Origin of the sequence: Micromonospora sp. NPDC048839 (assembly GCF_040649915.1) — a bacterium.
Taxonomy (GTDB): domain Bacteria; phylum Actinomycetota; class Actinomycetes; order Mycobacteriales; family Micromonosporaceae; genus Micromonospora.
On sequence record NZ_JBEZGL010000013.1, the window covers coordinates 106375 to 121663 of the forward strand.

The window sequence follows — 15289 nt, forward strand, 5'->3', positions numbered from 1 at the left end:
ATACGCGCGACGCATATCTCAAGGACCGCCGAACAGGGGGAGCAGATACTCAGGCCGGACGAAGCAACCGCAGCGCCTCGATAACCACGTCCCAACGATCCGGGCCGTCAGCCGAAGCAAGCGTCTTGCCTTCTGCGACGACCACACCGGCAGCGCGCAGCACCGCTAGGTGCCCCGCATACGCTGGATGAGCTGCCAACTCCGCCTTGGTGTGCGGAAACGCAAGGATCGGCAGCCCCGCGCCCAGCGACTCGTTGAGGACCCCGAGCGCCAGCGTGTCGTTGATGCCCAACGCCCACTTCGTCACCGTGTTGAACGTGACAGGCGCGGCCACCACCACATCGGCCGGCGGATGCGGCTCGGGGTCGCCGGGCATCCGCCACTCCACGCGTACCAGATAGCCGGTCTTGTTCTGCAACGCCTCCCGGTCGAGCCACCGCAGGGCGGTCGGGCTCACGATCATGCACACCCGCCAGCCGTCAGCGATCAGCAGATCGACCAGCTCGTCGATGTGTTCCGCCGGACCCGCGGCGCAGACGACCAGATACAGCACCGGACGTTCCGTCATGCCCTCAGTCTGCCCGACGAGGATGACGCGTAGTCGACCGCATACGGGCCACGCATGCCGCCAATGATCATCGCGGCATGCCGTTGTGCCTGGTCAGAGGCGAGAGTCGACGCATGGCCCGGGGCGGGTGCTGGCTTCGGGGTTGCGCCGGCCCTCAACGGCGCAGCTCCATCCCGCCCGCCCCGGTGCCGCTCGATCCGCCAACCTCTCGGAGCTGGCATGCCCACCCTGATCGACGACGACCACCCGACTCGCCTCAGCCTGGCCGCCGCCTGGGCGTCGGTCGACGTGCGGGCCGCCGGCGACTTCTGGTGCACCCTCGAAGACCGCCGATCCGGCCTGCTCCCGCACCGCGACGCGCCACTGTTCTTCACCGCGTTGGGTCAGCTCGTGGTCGACAGCGGCGACCCGGCCAGTCGGGCGGCGCTGCTCCTGGTGCTCGGCCGCGCGTACCGTCACCTTGACCTACTCCCGCACTCCACCACCATCGGCGACGCCCTGCTCGCCACCGTGGCCCGGCACGCGCGCCCACTGTGGACACCACGGCTCGCGCTCGCCGCGGAGCGCGCCCTGGGCCGCGCCACGCACGCCATCCGCCGGGCCGCCGCTCGCGTCGGCGACGGCCGGGCCTGGTGGCACGTCCAGGTGATCGGCCACGAGCGGCCGTCGCCCGACATCGCCATCCTGACGGTACGTCCCTGGCGTCGACTGCCCTTCCAGCCAGGTCAGGCGGTGCCGGTGTGCACGCCGCGCCGGCCGGGGCAGTGGCGCTGGCTCTCGCCGGCCAACGCCCCACGCGCCGACGGCACCGTCGAGCTGCACGTCCGCGCCGTACCCGCCGGCACCGTCTCCCACCGCCTGGTCCATGAGGTACGCCCCGGCGAGCTGCTCTGGCTCGGCCCACCCGGCGACACCGGGTTGAGCCTCGACCCGTCGCGCACGAACGATCTGCTGCTCGTCGCCGGTGGCACCGGCCTGGCGCCGCTGCGCGCCCTGGTCGAACAGGTCGCCGCCGCGCCGGATGGTCGGCGGGTGACGCTCGTCGTCGGCGCGCGCAGCTTCACCGACCTGTACGACGCGATCACCCTCGACAAGCTGCAATGCGCCCACGACTGGCTCACGATCGTGCCGGCGTTCTCCGCCGACCCGTGGGCCGACCCGGCCGAGCAGGGTGACGCCCTGACCATCGCCCTCGGCCACCACCAGCCCGACCAGGATATCTACCTGTGCGGCCCACCCGCTATGCTGGTCGGCGCCCGGTCCCGGCTGCTGGCCCTCGGCATCCCCGCCACCCGTATCCACCTGCCGGCGGGCTTCCGCCGCTGACGGCTGTCAGCGCGCCTGGCCACCGCACCGAACCTCATCGGCAGTCGATGACGCGCCTTACGGCCGATGGAGGAGGGCCGTCCTGGCGATCAAAATAGTGAGCTACGTCGATGCAGTGATCCACCGGCCGACTTGCTGCTCCCCGGAGGTGCGCGTGTACCGTCCGACCCTGGACCCCCTCGCCGACTCGCTGGCGTTGAGCGCCCTCGTCGCCGGACTGCCGATCATCACCCTGTTCCTACTCCTCGGCGTGGCACGGGTACGGGCGTGGCTGGCCGCGCTCGGCGCGCTCGCGGTCGCCCTGCTGGCGTCCATCGTGGTCTATTCGATGCCGACCGGGCAGGCGCTGCTCACCGCGAGTCAAGGTGCGACGTTCGCGCTGTTCCCGCTCGTGTGGACGTTTGGCACCGCCATCTGGATCTACCGGATGACCGTGACGAGCGGGCACTTCGACGTGCTCCGGCGCTCGTTCGCCCGGGTCAGCGACGACCGGCAGGTGCAGGCCCTGGTGATCGCGTTCTGCTTCGGTTCACTGCTGGAGGGGCTGGCCGGCCAGGGCACCCCGGTCGCGATCACCACGGTGATGTTGTTGGCGCTGGGCTTCAGTCCGATGAAGGCGGCCACTGTCGCGCTGGTGGCCAACACCGTGCCGGCCGCATTCGGGCCGCTGGGCCTGCCGATCACCACGCTGGCGCGCGTCACCGACCTGCCGGCGGCCGACCTGGGCGCGATGGCCGGGCGGCAGGTACCGGTGATCGCGCTGTTCATTCCGCTGCTGCTCGTGGGCATGGTCGGCGGTCGTCGAGGGCTGCGCGGGACCTGGCACGTGGCAGTCGCCTGCGGTGTGTCGTTCGCGCTGGCTCAGTTCCTCACGTCGAACTACCTCTCGGTGGCCCTGGCCGACATCGTCGCTGGTCTGGTCAGCGCCGTGGTCGTGGCCGTGACCGCGCGGGTGTGGCCGCCCCGACGCGATGAGGACCAGGTGACCGACGCCGCGTCCGACGCCCCGCCCACGACAGAAGACGCCACGTCGGGCGCCCCGTCCGCAACAGAGCCGGCAGGACTCGGGCCGGCGGGCGGGCCGGTGGGCCAGCCGGTCCGCCAGGTGGCCCTGGCCAGCCGCACGGCGTTGGCTCCGGACCGGCCGGACGCCCCGGTGGAGGTCTGGCGGGCGTACGCCCCGTACCTGGTGATCGTGGCGATCTTCGGCCTGTCGCAGGTGCCCGCGGTCGCGGACGCGCTGAACGCGGTAACCGTGACCTTCGACTGGCCGGGACTGCATCTGCTGACCGTGTCCGGGACGCCGTCGACGCTGCCGGTCTTCCGGTTCAACTGGCTCTCCTCGACCGGCACGCTGCTGGTACTGGCCGGCCTGATCACCATGGCGATCCTGCGCGTCACTCCACGCGTCGCGCTCGTCGCGTACGGGCAGACGTTGGTCTCGCTGCGCTGGGCGATTCTTACCGTCTGCGGGCTGCTGGCCCTGGCGTTCGTGATGAACGGCAGCGGGCAGACCGCGACGCTGGGCACCTGGATGGCCGGTGCCGGCGGGTTGTTCGCGCTGCTCTCGCCGATCCTCGGCTGGCTGGGTGTGGCGCTCACCGGCTCGGACACGTCGTCCAACTCGCTGTTCGGCGCGCTCCAGGTCACCGCCGCGCAGCGCGCCGGCCTGGACCCGGTGCTGCTCGCCGCCGCCAACGCGTCCGGCGGCGTGGTCGGAAAGATGATCTCGTTGCAGAACCTGACGATCGCGGCGAGCGCGGTGGGGCTGAGCGGCCGGGAGGGCGACCTGTTTCGCCGCATGTTCGGCTGGAGCGCGCTGTTGATCTGCGCGATGGCGTTGCTTGTCGGCCTGCAGGCGACCCCGGTGTTGAGCTGGATGGTGCCGTAGCTGCCACCGCAGTCGCTTGCGCCGGCCCGGCCGGACGCGGCGTCCGCCGGGTCGCCCGGCGCGCGGTCAGGAGACGTCGCCGAACTCGCGTACGCCGTCGACGTCCAGCGTGATCCGGGCGTTCTCGGTCCACTGGCCGGTGCCGGCGAGCCAGCTCGGGTCGTCGCGCTCGTCGATGTCACTCCAACTGTGCCGGTGATGCCGTAGCTGGATCGGCCCGGTCGACTCTCCCAGCTCCAGCGTGCCGCCGGTGAAGGTCAGCTCGACCCAGCCAGGAACCGGCGTACCCGGGATCGGGTAGCCCGGCGTCGGTGGTGCGGGTGTCGTCAGCGCCGCCGGCCCGGCCGACGGTGGCATGAAGAACTGCACGGTCTGCCGGATCCGTTCACAGCCCAGGGCGGCCCAGTCGCAGTTGGGCACCAGCGAGGTGTTGGCGCCCTCGAACCGCAGGTGGTAGCGCACCCGCACGGTGCTCAGATCGAGCGGCCCGCCGCCGGTGTTGGTGACCTTCAGGGCGTGCTGGATCTGGTTGTTGGTCGGGGACCAGTCGAGATTGAGGTAGCTGACCGTCGCGCGACCGTTGGCGGTGCGCACGGTGGTGACGGGCGAGGTGTCCGAGAAGCCGCCGAGTGCGCGGGCGGCAACGGCGATTCGGTACGTGGTGCCGGGCGCGAGGTCGGTCAGCGTGATCGTGCTGTCGATCGACGTGCCGAGCCAGCGGTACGTGTGCGGACCCAGCGGCACCTGCACCTCGTAGTTGATCGGCTGCTCGGCGGCCGGATCGCCGATCCAGGTGGATGGTGCCCAACTGAGGGTGAGCTGGTGTGGTTGGTTGACCACCACCGTGGGGCCGCCGGGGGTGCTGATCGCCGGGCCGTCGGCACGGGCGGCGTCGACGGCGAGCAGGCTCGCCAGCGCGGCGAGGACGACGGCGGCGGTCACGCGGAGGAGACGCATGTCCCGAATGGTAGGGAAATTATCTGCTGCCATCAATGTCTGTTCCTGCATCTTGTTGAAGGGTGAGAATGAAACTTCCATGGGATCCGCCAGCGGTCGGGCGTAACGAGATCGATTGATCCTATTTGGGTATTGCTGGCGCTGGAGGAGCCGAACTGCTGTCCGGTGGCGATCGGGGGGTCAGCTTCTTATGCTGGTCGGGCGGTGGTTCACGAATTCTCCGCGTCTCGCATCCCCGGCTCAGCTGGCCGAGGATGCTCACCTTCAGGTCCCTGCGCGCTCACATCGCGAGGTGTCGAATGGTAGCTACTCACCCTTTCCAGGCATCACTGGCCGCCGCTCTGGGCTGTCTCCTGGTCGTTTTCATGATGCCTGTTCCAGCCCGCGCCGCTACGGCTGACCAGGCTGAGCTACGCCAGGAAATGGCTAATTACCTGGCGGAGCATCCCGGAGGTAAGGCGATCAACGACAGCGAGATCAGTTACCAGGACGGCCAGCTCGTTGTCACCCTGCGCGCGCCCGTCGGGTTGCTCGCCACCGCCGACTGTCCGTCGGGTTGGTACTGTTTCTACGAGTTTCCCAACTTCGGATATCCGCGGGGCCGGCTCTCCTCCTGCGGCCGCCAGAACCTCGCCTCCTGGCAGTGGCAATACCGCATCGAGTCCGCGCATTACAACCTCGGCAGCGGGTCCGTCTCGTTCTACTACTTCGACACCAAGCTGTTCACCATCGGTGCCGGCAATCGGGTGCGCAGCGACGCCGCGCCCTACCGGGAGTGGCCGAATTACGTCGACCGGCACTGCCCCTGACGGCGGGCGGCAGGTCGACCGACGGGGACCAGGACCGAAGCGGGTTCAGTCGCAGTCGCGGTCTGCGGTCGTGTCGGTCCTCGTGCTGGTCAGCAGCAGGTCGTAGCTGATGAGCGCGCCCTCGACCGTGGTCAGCTCGTGGTTGAGCAAATGCCCGCCCTCGTCGAACATCAGCGTGTCCCGGTGGCCCTCACCGTCGTCGGCACTGAATGCGTAGCCACGCCGGTTCGCCTGGTCGACCTGCGCCTTGCGATACGTGATTCCCTTTGTCCCGGCCAGATACGACAGGAGCGCCGCCCGCTGGCGGGGCGTCAACAGGTGGTTCTGGTGAAACCGGGCCACGAGCCGCAGAGCCCCCGCGGCGTTCTGTCGCGCCGGTGGACCCACTTCGAGAAGCTGACCGAGCTGGTCACGCAGCGCGCCAGGGTTCTCCGCCGGCAGCGGGAGGACCTCCGTCAGCTCTCCATCGCCGTACGTCCCCACGTCCGGGATGACCGCCGGATAGCCGTGAGCGACCGCAGTCGTCATGACGGACCGGCCCGCGCGGCGGGCATTCCACCACAGCCGTACCTCCTGATACAGCGTCTTTGGATCGTTCGGTTGATCAGACGTCTCAGGAGCCCATACCCGGCGGCAGGTGAAGGTGTAGCGACCGGGCGGCATCGGCTCCCGCAGCGCCGCGACCTGAAGTGCGAGATCGTTCAACCGCTGGCTGGCCTCGTCCCGGGACCTGGCATCGTCCCGCGACGACCCACGGTCGGGCACATCTGGGACACTCCGCGGCGGAGGCGCGGTGGTGCCCCGTGGTCGATCGGAAGCGATCGACCCGGGTCCTGCTACCGCGCCCAGGGCCGCTCCGCCGATGACGGCCGCCGTGATCAACCCAAGCCCTGCCTTCGGAACGTTCCGGCGCTTCGCAGGCTTCCCCGTCCACGCCACGCCGTCATTGAGCGGCTGACGTGGATGCGGTACACCCTCGCCGAGCGAGGCGGGTCGTTGCGAGGCCGTTTGGCTGCCAACCCCCGGGTCAGGGTGAATTGAGTTGCCAGTCGGTCCGGTGCGCGCCGTTGTCGCCGAGTTGCTGTTTTTGCTCGCGTTGCGTGCCGGACGGGAGAAGTCGGCGTGCAGAGACCCCGGCTCGGCGTGCACGTTGTCCGCGTAGCCCCCGTCGAAGACGTCGCCGCCCGGCCGCTGCTGGGGAGGGCGGTTGGCGGTTCGAGGCCGTACCGGTTGGTCGCTCGCAGGCTGCGGCAGCACGGGCGGTCCGGAAGGGGTGGGCGTGCTGGCCGTCGAGGGAAATTCTCTGGCGTACGTCTCGGCAGCCAGGCGGAGGCACCACCGACGCCCGCCCTCGTCGAGGTTGTCGTAGGTCGTGCAGATCAGTGCCTGGGCGATCAGGGAGAGCCGGAATTGCGTCTGCCACTCTTGGCCCAAGCCGCCCTTGACGGCATTCCGACCGATTCGATCGGCGGTGTCCACCAGATCGTCAAGCACGCGGGGCAACGCTGGGCTGCGCCGGTTCGCGCTCGGCTGGAGCAGCTTGCTGATCAGCGCCGTGGCCTGTGTGGCGGGGAGTCCCCGTCCATCCTCGGCCAGTGGTGGTGCGACGTGGCGTAGCAGGGTGGTAAGCAGAAGGCAGGCCAGGTCCCGGGTGAGCGGAGCGGTGGCCTCGAAGGTTTCGAGGTCGACCAAGCGGAACTTTTCTGGTCGCAACACGTCCTCGTCGAGCGGGATGACGATGTTGCCGCCGTGCAGGTCGCCGTGCGCGAACCCCTGGACGTACTCGATCCTTCTCGCCCCGATCGGCGAATCCTCCGCGAACATCCGCAGTGGATTCGGTAGGACGATGCCGTCCACGACGATCCAGTCGCCCGTCGGACCGACCAACTCGAGACGACCGCCCAGTTGCGACACTCCGTCCAGGGCTTTGGCCAACAGCAGCTCACGACGGAGGTAATCGCCGACGGTGGTGATTTCGGTCGGCCGCCCCTGCCGACCATCGCTCACCGGCAGGCTGTTCCAGTAGTTCAGGAGTGCCTCCGCGACCACGCGAAAGGTGTTGCGCAGGGGGTTGTCGGCGAGCATGTCCATGGTGGTCACCGGAAGGCCGTCGTTGACGATCTCCTGGAAAGTCAGGATGCGTTCGGCGTCGACCGGGTATGGCGCATGGATCTGCCGGACGAGGTGACGACGGGCGAATTCCGGGTTGGACTGCCGTGCCTGCTCATGCCGAGCCTGTTCGTCGGTCCGTCGGTTGTGCGCCTTCACGAGGAACTTTTCGGTGATGGTGCCCCGACCGAGAACTGGACGGCTGAACATGAGGGTGAACAGGAAGGCGTTGGTGTAGCCGTGGGTCCGCAGGGGGACCAGTGGTGCCCGGACCGTGCCACCCATCAGCGTTGCCCAGGACCGCGTGGCCGCGGCGACCGAACTGTCCCGCAAGAGGTCATCGACGCCGTCGTCCATGTCCGTTCGGTCGGCCCTTCGTGCTGAGGGTGGAGGGGGCGACCGGGGGTTGCGTCGGCCGAGAACAGGGGCGCGCGGGATATGCGCGGCTCAGAGAATACCTCGACTTCGGGCGAAGGAGTGGGTTATTCACAGTCACATATGAAACCTACTAAATGGTAGCCGAAGGGTCACTTTAGGGAATCTCTCTATCACGCTCTGTAACAGTCACTTACTTCGATCTAGGGTGAGTGACCGAAGTGCTGGTGTGCCGTGACAGAGCGTACTGATTCCCTGCTCAGTGGGCGGGACCGACCCCCGATGATGGCGCTACCGCACACGACCCCGACCTGTCGTAGCGGAGCGCAACGGCTCGACAACTCCCGCGCGGCGCCCCGGTCGCCATCGGCGTCGCCGAGGTAATGCTCACCTTCATCGGCGTGTCGCCATCGGCGTCACCGCCCCCGTCCGCCGCCGGTACGCACCGACCGGATCCACCCAGCAGACACCACGGTCCGTTACGCGACGTAGTCGGTTTGGAGATAATGCCTGTTCGTGCAGTTACCTACCGTGAACCCGTCATCACGAACGGCTCGGCGTCGGCGTCGTCACGCCGCCGTCCGGCCTCAGACGGGAGAAACACCATGCGCACCAACACACAAGCCCGAGCGCTCGTACTCGTGCTCGGTCTCGTCGCGGCCGGGGCGGTGCTCGTTCCGGCGAGCCCGGCGTCCGCCGCGGTCCCCGGCCTGGTCCGGATCAGCGCGACAAGCGTCAGCAACTCGGCCGACTTCCACTCCGCCACGGCCACCTGCCCGGGCACCAAGGTGCTGACCGGCACCGGATACGAGCTGAACGGCGTCACCGGTGAGGGTGTCGTCGACGACCTGCGCCCCAACGGCGGCGTCGCCACCGCGCCGACGTCCGTCACCGTGGGCGCCTACGAGACGGAGGCGTTCGCCGGCAACTGGTCGGTGACGGCGTACGCGATCTGCGCCAACCCGCTGCCCGGCCTGGTGCGGGTCTCCGCGGTCAGCGTCAACGACTCGGCCGACTTCCACTCCGCCACGGCCGCCTGCCCGGGCACGAAGGTGCTGACCGGCACGGGATACGAGCTGAACGGTGTCACCGGTGAGGGTGTCGTCGACGACTTCCGCCCCAACGGCGGCGTCGCCACCGCGCCGACCTCCGTCACCGCAGGCGCGTACGAAGCTGACGCCACCGCACTGAACTGGTCGGTGACCGCGTACGCGATCTGCGCCAACCCGCTGCCCGGTCTGGTCCGCGCGTCGGCCGTGGGCGCCAACAACTCACTCGACTTCCGCAGCGTCGTCGCGGGCTGCCCGGCCGGCAAGGTGCTGACCGGCGCCGGCTACGAGCTGAACGGCGTCACCGGTGAGGGCATCGTGGACGACTTCCGACCCAACGGCGGTCCCGCGATTGCGCCGACGACAGTCGACTCGGGTGCGTACGAGGAGGATGCCTTCGCCGGCAACTGGTCCGAGACGTCGTACGCCATCTGCGCCACGGCGTAACCAACCATCCGGTGTTGCCGCCCCGCGAACACGGGGCGGCAACACCCGTGACCGGTCAGCTCACGATCCGCCCTGGCGTTGGATCCGCCCGTCGCCAGAGACCTTGGCTCGGCCCAGGTCGCGCTCTGTGCCAGCGGACCCGGTCGCGGTACGGCGGTGACGTTGGTCAGGCGAGTGCTCCACGGTCGAACCCTGGCGGCCCGGAGCGCCGCTGCCCGGATGCCGCCGACCTCGCGCCGACTCGCCGCCGCTGTCGTGTTTGTTCTGCTTGTGGCTACCCATGGATCGCGCGTACCCGGTCACCGTGTGGCTAGTCCTGGGCCCTCGGCCTCACGGATTCCAGTAGACGAAGACGCTGGCCTGGTCGAAGCGTCGCTCCTTCAGGTCGGCACGCTGTATCACCCAGTGGATGGTCGCGCCGCCCTGTCTGCCGCCGTGGAACTCGGCCAGCAGAACCCAGTCACCGGTGTCGGGTGGCCCGTCCTTGCCGGCGCTGCCCGAGCGGTTGGCGCCCAACCAGGCGGGGTTGAAACCGTTGCGGTCGGTGCCGTAGCCGCCCAGCAGCAGCGGCGTCGAATGGCCCAGGTAGGAGAAGGCGCCGTCCGGCACGTCGCCCATGACCTCCTGCCACACCCTGGTCAGCTCCTCGAACGGGGGATCGCCCGGCAACGGCGCAGACCACGGCGGCCCCGGGATCGTCTTGACGTAGGGCAGCGAAATGTCGACGGTGAGGTGCAGATCGCCCTGCGGGATCTCCGCGTAGACCTCGGCGCACTCCTCGTCGTCCGGAGAGAAGTCCGGCGGATACTGCTCACGCTCCTCGACGGCCACGCCCGCCGGCACGTACATCACCTCGCCGTAGCCGTCCTCCTCGGGCCAACCGCACAGCAGCAACTGGCCGTCGGCCGGCAGCGGAAGGTCGGTCACGTCTGCCGGAAGGGCAGCACAGTCGATGGTGGCGATCAGGGGGAACGTGGGGTCCTTGGCGTCGGCGGGAAGCAGCACGGGCCCACGGATGGCGCCCACGACCGGCCCATCACCCTGCTGTGTCAGGAGCGCAGACGGGCGGGCGAGCCCCAGCCAGCGCTGCATCTCGGCGGAGGGGATGTCGCGGCGCAGCGCCTCGGCGCGGACCTGATCGAGAATCTTCTCGTTTCGGGGAAGCACGCGAACACCGTAGATCAACCATGTGACGTCGTTCGATCCTGTCGAGAGGCGCTGCGACCCGCCCAGGCAATCGATACCGCGTTATGCCGTCGGCGGGCGGCGGGTGGGAACGCCCGTCCATAGCGTCCGAACCACGCAGTTCCGCGAGCGCGCGATCTGAGGGAGGGCGCCATGCAGGCGACCGAAGGTGTGGTGTTACCGGGGGAGCGGGCTCCGGTCCGGGTCAACATGGACAGGTGGCGCGCTGGGCTCCCGCGAAACGCGTGGCCCGGGGGCCTTCCGCCGACCGGCGAGATCTGGCGGCGGGATGTCTTCGCGGTAGCCGAGGCGTACCGGTCCGGCACCGTGAGCCCACGCCAACTGCTGACCGCCGTGCTGGTCTGGGCTTACGGACCCATCGGGTACGGCCCGTGGCGCGCCACCAGGTCGCTCGACGCCGACCCGAACGGCAAACGCCTGGCGTACGCGCTGGAAGAGGTGGCCACGGCAGCGCCCGACGAGGCCGCGCTGCGCACGGCGTACCGCCGCTTCGGCAACCCCGACGACGCTCGCCTGCCCTGGTTGGGGCCGGGCCTGTTCACGAAGGTCCTCTACTTCGTCGGCTACCGGCGTGGGGTCGGCGGCGTACAGCCCCTGATCCTCGATCGTGTCGTGGCCGGCGTGCTCCCCGCCGAGGCGGGTGTCGGCCGGCGCAACGGCTGGTCGTCCGAGGAGTGGCTGGCCTACCTGCGGTGGGCGGCCGAGCAGGCCCGGGTGCGGGCGGTCGAGGCGGACGAGGTCGAGATGACCGTCGGCGGCGGGTGAGGTGACTATCGCGCCGCCCGCAGGCGGGCGTCGAGCGCGTCGAGGTCGGGGACGAACCAGATCTGCCCACCCTGGTTCGACTCGTGCACCAGGGCGCGCAGCGCCGTGCTTTCCGCGAGCTGCGCCGAGATGTCGCCGACGATGGCCAACCGCAGCCGGTAGTTGACGAACTTCTGCATCACGTCGCCGGCGAAACGGGTGCCCAACGAGAAGAAGCGTTCGTTGAGTCGGTTGGCCGGCACGGCGACCACCTGGGCGCCCAGGAAAGCCGCGCCGATCAGGTCCAGCGCGTCCTGCTCGGTGGCGATGGTCGGGCCGGCCGGGTCGCAGACCAGCACCTGCGTGCCGGCGCGTTCCTGGATCTCGTCAGTCATCGTGGACCTCCCGGTCGAGTAGGCCGTTGTCGGCGCCGAGGACGGCGTCGAGCAGGTGCAGTAGTTCGGCGGTGTCGGCCGGGGCGCCCAAGATTATGATCTTCATGCGGTGGCGTCGCTCGTCGTGCATCGTCTGCACCCGCAGCGGGTTGGCCTGGTCGTGACAGGTGTTGGCGCTGGTGAGCACGAGCGTGCCGAGCCGATCGGCGGCGGCCCGGTCGACACCGTCGATCTGCACGATGCTCGACACCTCCGCCGGCCCGGCAGTGGCGGCGTGGGTCTGCCCGGTGAGCGCGTCGAGGTCCCGGGCGGCGATCCGGTACTGCTTGCCGATCCGCACGGCCCGCAACCGGCCGGAGCGGATATAGCCCCGCACCGTCCGTACGTGCAGCCCGAGTCGGTCGGCGACCTGCTCCACCGAAAATATTTCTTCCGTCATCGTTCCCTAACCTATCTGGATAGGGAAGTTTACGGAAGCTTGCGACCTAATTCGTTGACGACAACAGCTGCACGGCGCCACGGCTCCCCACTGCCATCAGCCGGCGGCCGGCCGTCGTCAGATCTCGACGTCCATCGTCGGAGGTGTCCAGTACCGTCTGGAAACCATGGACGTGCGGCGCGGCGACGCCATCATCGGGCGGGATCACCCCGCGGGTCTGCTGCGCGCCGAGTTGGACCGGGCCGCCACCAGCCACGGCGGCCTCGCCCTGGTCACCGGCGAGCCGGGCATCGGCAAGACGACACTCGTCACGTCGGTGGCCTGGGAGGCCCGGCAGCGCGGCGCGTTGGTCCTCGGGGCGGCCTGCTGGGATTCCGACAGCGCCCCCGGCTACTGGCCCTGGGTGCAGGTGCTGCGCGGTCTGCGGCGCTCCGCCGACGACTGGGCGGTGGCGCGGCAGGCCGCCGAGCCTGCCCTCGCGGCCCTGCTCGGTGAGTCCGGCACCAGCAAGGAGCCGGCCGACCGCCTGACCGGTTGGGCCGGCGTCGACACCGTCCCGGACGTCGCCGACCAGGAGGCGTTCGCCCTGTACGACGGGGTCACCGCCGCACTTGTCGCGGTCTCCCAGCACCGGCCGGTCGTGGTCATCCTCGACGACCTGCACTGGGCCGACCCGGCCTCACTGCGGCTGCTGAGCTTCGCCGCCCAGCACACCTGGTTCGAGCGCCTCCTGCTGATCGGCACCTACCGTGACGCCGAGGTCGAGTCGGGTGAGCACCCGCTCCGCCCGCTGCTGATGCCGCTCGTCGCGAAGGCCACCACCATCACCCTCACCGGCCTCTCCCGCGACGAGGTGGCCGCGTTGATGACCCGGACCGCCGGGCGGAAACCGGCCGCCGGCCTCGTCGACGAGGTGCACCGGCGTACCGGCGGCAACCCGTTCTTCATCGAGCAGACGGCCCGACTGTGGCATGCCGACGAGGCGGCGGACACGATCGCGCCCGGCGTACGGGAGGCGGTGCGGCGTCGGCTGGCCCAACTGCCCCCGGCCGTGGTCGAGGCGCTCACCGTCGCCGCCGTGCTGGGTCGCGAGTTCCACCGCCAGGTCCTCGCGGCATGCGTGACCGCCCCCGTGGCGCAGGTCGACAGGCTGCTCGACCGCGCGCTGACGGCCCGGTTGGCGGTCTCCCGGGGCGGCGGCCGGTTCGCCTTCGCCCACGACCTGGTCCGCGAGACGCTCTACGACGGTCTGACCGACGACGATCGGCAGGCCCGCCACGGCACGGTGGTCCGGGCGGTCGACGACCTGCGGGAGCTCACCGACCTGCTGATCCCGGCCGACCTCGCCCGGCACGCCTACCTCGCCGGCCCGGCGCTCGACCGGGCCCGGGTGGCCACGCTGCTGGTCGCCGCGGGCCGGGACGCGTACGCCCGACTCGCCACCGACGAGGCAGCGGTGCATTACCGCCGGGCGCTGGAGATCGTCGAGGACCGTGGGCAACGGGTGCGGATCCTCGTCGAGTTCGGTGAAGCGCGATATCACCACGCCGACCGGGAAGAGGCCGAGCGCCTGCTCACCGAGGCCGGGACACTTGCCCGCACCCTCGACGACCCGGCCCTGCTGGCTCGGGTCGCGCTCATCGTCAACCGCGCTCGCCAGGTGGAGACCGCCGACTCCATCGAGGCGGCGGAGTTGGTCCGCGAGGCGTACCGGCGGCTGATCGGCGAACCGGAACCGGACGCGCCGGTCGGCGCGCTGATCGCCGACCTGATCACCGCCACCGAGTCGATCGCTCGTCGAGGGCGCGACGACGAGGCCCTCACCTTCAGCCTCTGGGCCCGCCACGACTCCACCTGGGGGCTGGGCACCGCGGCGGCCCGTGCCGTGCTGACCGCCGAGATCCGCGACGTGGCCCGCCGGACGGGAGACCGCGAGACCGAGCTGTGGGCCACCGCGCTGCGCTGGGTGGCGCTGCTGGAGTTGGGCGACCCCCGCTTCAACGACGAGTTCACCACCTTCATCAGCGTCGACCGGCGGGGCGAGCTCGCACGGCACCAGATGGCGGCAACCGTCGACAGCGCGATCATCGCGGCTTTCCGAGGAGACTTCGCCGAGGCCGACAAGAGCTTCGCCGACATCACCGACCTGAGCCACGCCGAGTTCGGCTTCATGGGCCATCACCTGCGGTGGTCCCGGCTGCTGTTGCAGGGCCGGCACGCCGAGGCCGACACCCTGCTGGACGGCCTGGCCCCGCTCGACTACCCCTACCGCGAGTTGCTGCGTGCGATCACCGCGGCGGAGCGTGGCGACGACGAGACGACGGTCCGGCTGACCGCCGGCATCGAGGCCACCACCATCCGGTACCCCCGCCCCGTGTCGCCGCTCTGGCTGCGGTTGCAAGCGCAGGCCGCCGCGGCGTCCGCCGACCCGCGACGCTGCGAGGCCGCGCGGACCGCGCTCGCCCCGCACCGCGGCGAGTGGACGGTGGGGCTGTTCGGCTGCGACATCAGCGGCCCCGTCGACCACTGGCTGGCGCTTGTCGACGCCGCCCAACAGCGCTGGGACGACGCCATCGCCGGCTTCACGGCCGCGTGTGACTCCGCCGACCGGTTGGGCTCCCGCCCCTGGTCGCTCATCGCCCGCGCCGGCCTCGCGAACGCCCTCGCCGGGCGGGGACACCCGGCCGACGCCGCGACACTTGCCGCACTGCGGACCGCCACCGCCCGGGAGGCAACAGCTCTCGGCATGACGCAGGTGCTCCACCGGCTCGGCGCGACCTCCACCGATCCGGCCGCACCCATCACCGCCACCGCACGCCAGGTCGTCGCGCCGGAAGCGGCCGTCGGCCCGACCGTGGCCACCGGGCCAGGCCAGCTCACCGGGCCAGGCCAGCTCACCGGGCCAGGCCAGCTCACCGGGCCAGGCCAGCTCACCGGGCCAGGCCAGCTCACCGGGCCAGGCCAGCTCACCGGG

12 protein-coding genes are annotated in these 15289 nt (G+C 70.2%); 6 read left to right on the forward strand and 6 right to left on the reverse strand.

What is annotated here, in order from left to right; genetic code table 11:
- Positions 1 to 49: 49 nt before the first annotated feature.
- Entirely contained in the window at positions 50 to 568 is a 519-nt protein-coding gene (locus tag AB0C25_RS23870; protein ID WP_357376454.1) for a flavoprotein, read from the reverse strand.
- Between the two features lie 219 nt (positions 569 to 787).
- Between AB0C25_RS23870 and AB0C25_RS23875 the strand changes: the two genes are divergently transcribed.
- Positions 788 to 1894, forward strand: a complete 1107-nt coding sequence (locus tag AB0C25_RS23875; protein WP_357376455.1) for an FAD-binding oxidoreductase — start codon at positions 788 to 790, stop codon at positions 1892 to 1894.
- Positions 1895 to 2048: 154 nt separating this feature from the next.
- Positions 2049 to 3785 carry an L-lactate permease gene (locus tag AB0C25_RS23880; protein ID WP_357376456.1) on the forward strand — a complete coding sequence of 579 codons (1737 nt, stop codon included), beginning with the start codon at positions 2049 to 2051 and terminating at the stop codon, positions 3783 to 3785.
- 66 nt (positions 3786 to 3851) lie between these two features.
- On the opposite strand, the gene AB0C25_RS23885 is transcribed toward AB0C25_RS23880, so the two are convergent.
- Positions 3852 to 4742 (reverse strand): cellulose binding domain-containing protein, encoded by an 891-nt coding sequence (locus AB0C25_RS23885; protein WP_357376457.1) that lies wholly within the window; start codon positions 4740 to 4742, stop codon positions 3852 to 3854.
- Positions 4743 to 5164: 422 nt separating this feature from the next.
- Here AB0C25_RS23885 and AB0C25_RS23890 point away from each other — a divergent pair, with 422 nt between their 5' ends.
- Positions 5165 to 5551 (forward strand): peptidase inhibitor family I36 protein, encoded by a 387-nt coding sequence (locus AB0C25_RS23890; protein ID WP_357376458.1) that lies wholly within the window; start codon positions 5165 to 5167, stop codon positions 5549 to 5551.
- 45 nt (positions 5552 to 5596) lie between these two features.
- On the opposite strand, the gene AB0C25_RS23895 is transcribed toward AB0C25_RS23890, so the two are convergent.
- Positions 5597 to 8017, reverse strand: a complete 2421-nt coding sequence (locus tag AB0C25_RS23895; RefSeq protein ID WP_357376459.1) for a hypothetical protein — start codon at positions 8015 to 8017, stop codon at positions 5597 to 5599.
- A 623-nt stretch (positions 8018 to 8640) separates the two neighbouring features.
- Between AB0C25_RS23895 and AB0C25_RS23900 the strand changes: the two genes are divergently transcribed.
- Positions 8641 to 9531 carry a hypothetical protein gene (locus tag AB0C25_RS23900; protein ID WP_357376460.1) on the forward strand — a complete coding sequence of 297 codons (891 nt, stop codon included), beginning with the start codon at positions 8641 to 8643 and terminating at the stop codon, positions 9529 to 9531.
- A gap of 330 nt (positions 9532 to 9861) precedes the next feature.
- On the opposite strand, the gene AB0C25_RS23905 is transcribed toward AB0C25_RS23900, so the two are convergent.
- Positions 9862 to 10698 carry a hypothetical protein gene (locus tag AB0C25_RS23905; protein WP_357376461.1) on the reverse strand — a complete coding sequence of 279 codons (837 nt, stop codon included), beginning with the start codon at positions 10696 to 10698 and terminating at the stop codon, positions 9862 to 9864.
- A 171-nt stretch (positions 10699 to 10869) separates the two neighbouring features.
- Here AB0C25_RS23905 and AB0C25_RS23910 point away from each other — a divergent pair, with 171 nt between their 5' ends.
- Entirely contained in the window at positions 10870 to 11502 is a 633-nt protein-coding gene (locus tag AB0C25_RS23910; protein ID WP_357376462.1) for a hypothetical protein, read from the forward strand.
- 5 nt (positions 11503 to 11507) lie between these two features.
- Here the strand turns inward: AB0C25_RS23910 and AB0C25_RS23915 are convergent, their stop codons facing one another.
- Together AB0C25_RS23915 and AB0C25_RS23920 are read right to left on the reverse strand one after the other, a co-directional pair.
- On the reverse strand, positions 11508 to 11876 hold the full coding sequence (locus AB0C25_RS23915) for a DUF4180 domain-containing protein (protein WP_357376463.1): 369 nt from the start codon (positions 11874 to 11876) through the stop codon (positions 11508 to 11510).
- Positions 11869 to 12315, reverse strand: coding sequence for a helix-turn-helix domain-containing protein (locus AB0C25_RS23920; RefSeq protein WP_357376464.1), 447 nt, complete (start codon positions 12313 to 12315; stop codon positions 11869 to 11871). The genes AB0C25_RS23915 and AB0C25_RS23920 overlap by 8 nt, the downstream gene beginning before the upstream one ends.
- A 166-nt stretch (positions 12316 to 12481) precedes the next feature.
- Here AB0C25_RS23920 and AB0C25_RS23925 point away from each other — a divergent pair.
- On the forward strand, positions 12482 to 15289 hold a 2808-nt coding region (locus AB0C25_RS23925; protein ID WP_357376465.1), incomplete at its 3' end, for an AAA family ATPase.

Coding starts and splice junctions, on each gene's coding strand:
- AB0C25_RS23870 (WP_357376454.1), bottom strand. CDS start 568: ATGACGGAACGTCCGGTGCTGTATCTGGTCGTCTGCGCCGCGGGTCCG.
- AB0C25_RS23910 (WP_357376462.1), top strand. CDS start 10,870: ATGCAGGCGACCGAAGGTGTGGTGTTACCGGGGGAGCGGGCTCCGGTC.
- AB0C25_RS23885 (WP_357376457.1), bottom strand. CDS start 4,742: ATGCGTCTCCTCCGCGTGACCGCCGCCGTCGTCCTCGCCGCGCTGGCG.
- AB0C25_RS23915 (WP_357376463.1), bottom strand. CDS start 11,876: ATGACTGACGAGATCCAGGAACGCGCCGGCACGCAGGTGCTGGTCTGC.
- AB0C25_RS23875 (WP_357376455.1), top strand. CDS start 788: ATGCCCACCCTGATCGACGACGACCACCCGACTCGCCTCAGCCTGGCC.
- AB0C25_RS23920 (WP_357376464.1), bottom strand. CDS start 12,315: ATGACGGAAGAAATATTTTCGGTGGAGCAGGTCGCCGACCGACTCGGG.
- AB0C25_RS23895 (WP_357376459.1), bottom strand. CDS start 8,017: ATGGACGACGGCGTCGATGACCTCTTGCGGGACAGTTCGGTCGCCGCG.
- AB0C25_RS23900 (WP_357376460.1), top strand. CDS start 8,641: ATGCGCACCAACACACAAGCCCGAGCGCTCGTACTCGTGCTCGGTCTC.
- AB0C25_RS23890 (WP_357376458.1), top strand. CDS start 5,165: ATGGCTAATTACCTGGCGGAGCATCCCGGAGGTAAGGCGATCAACGAC.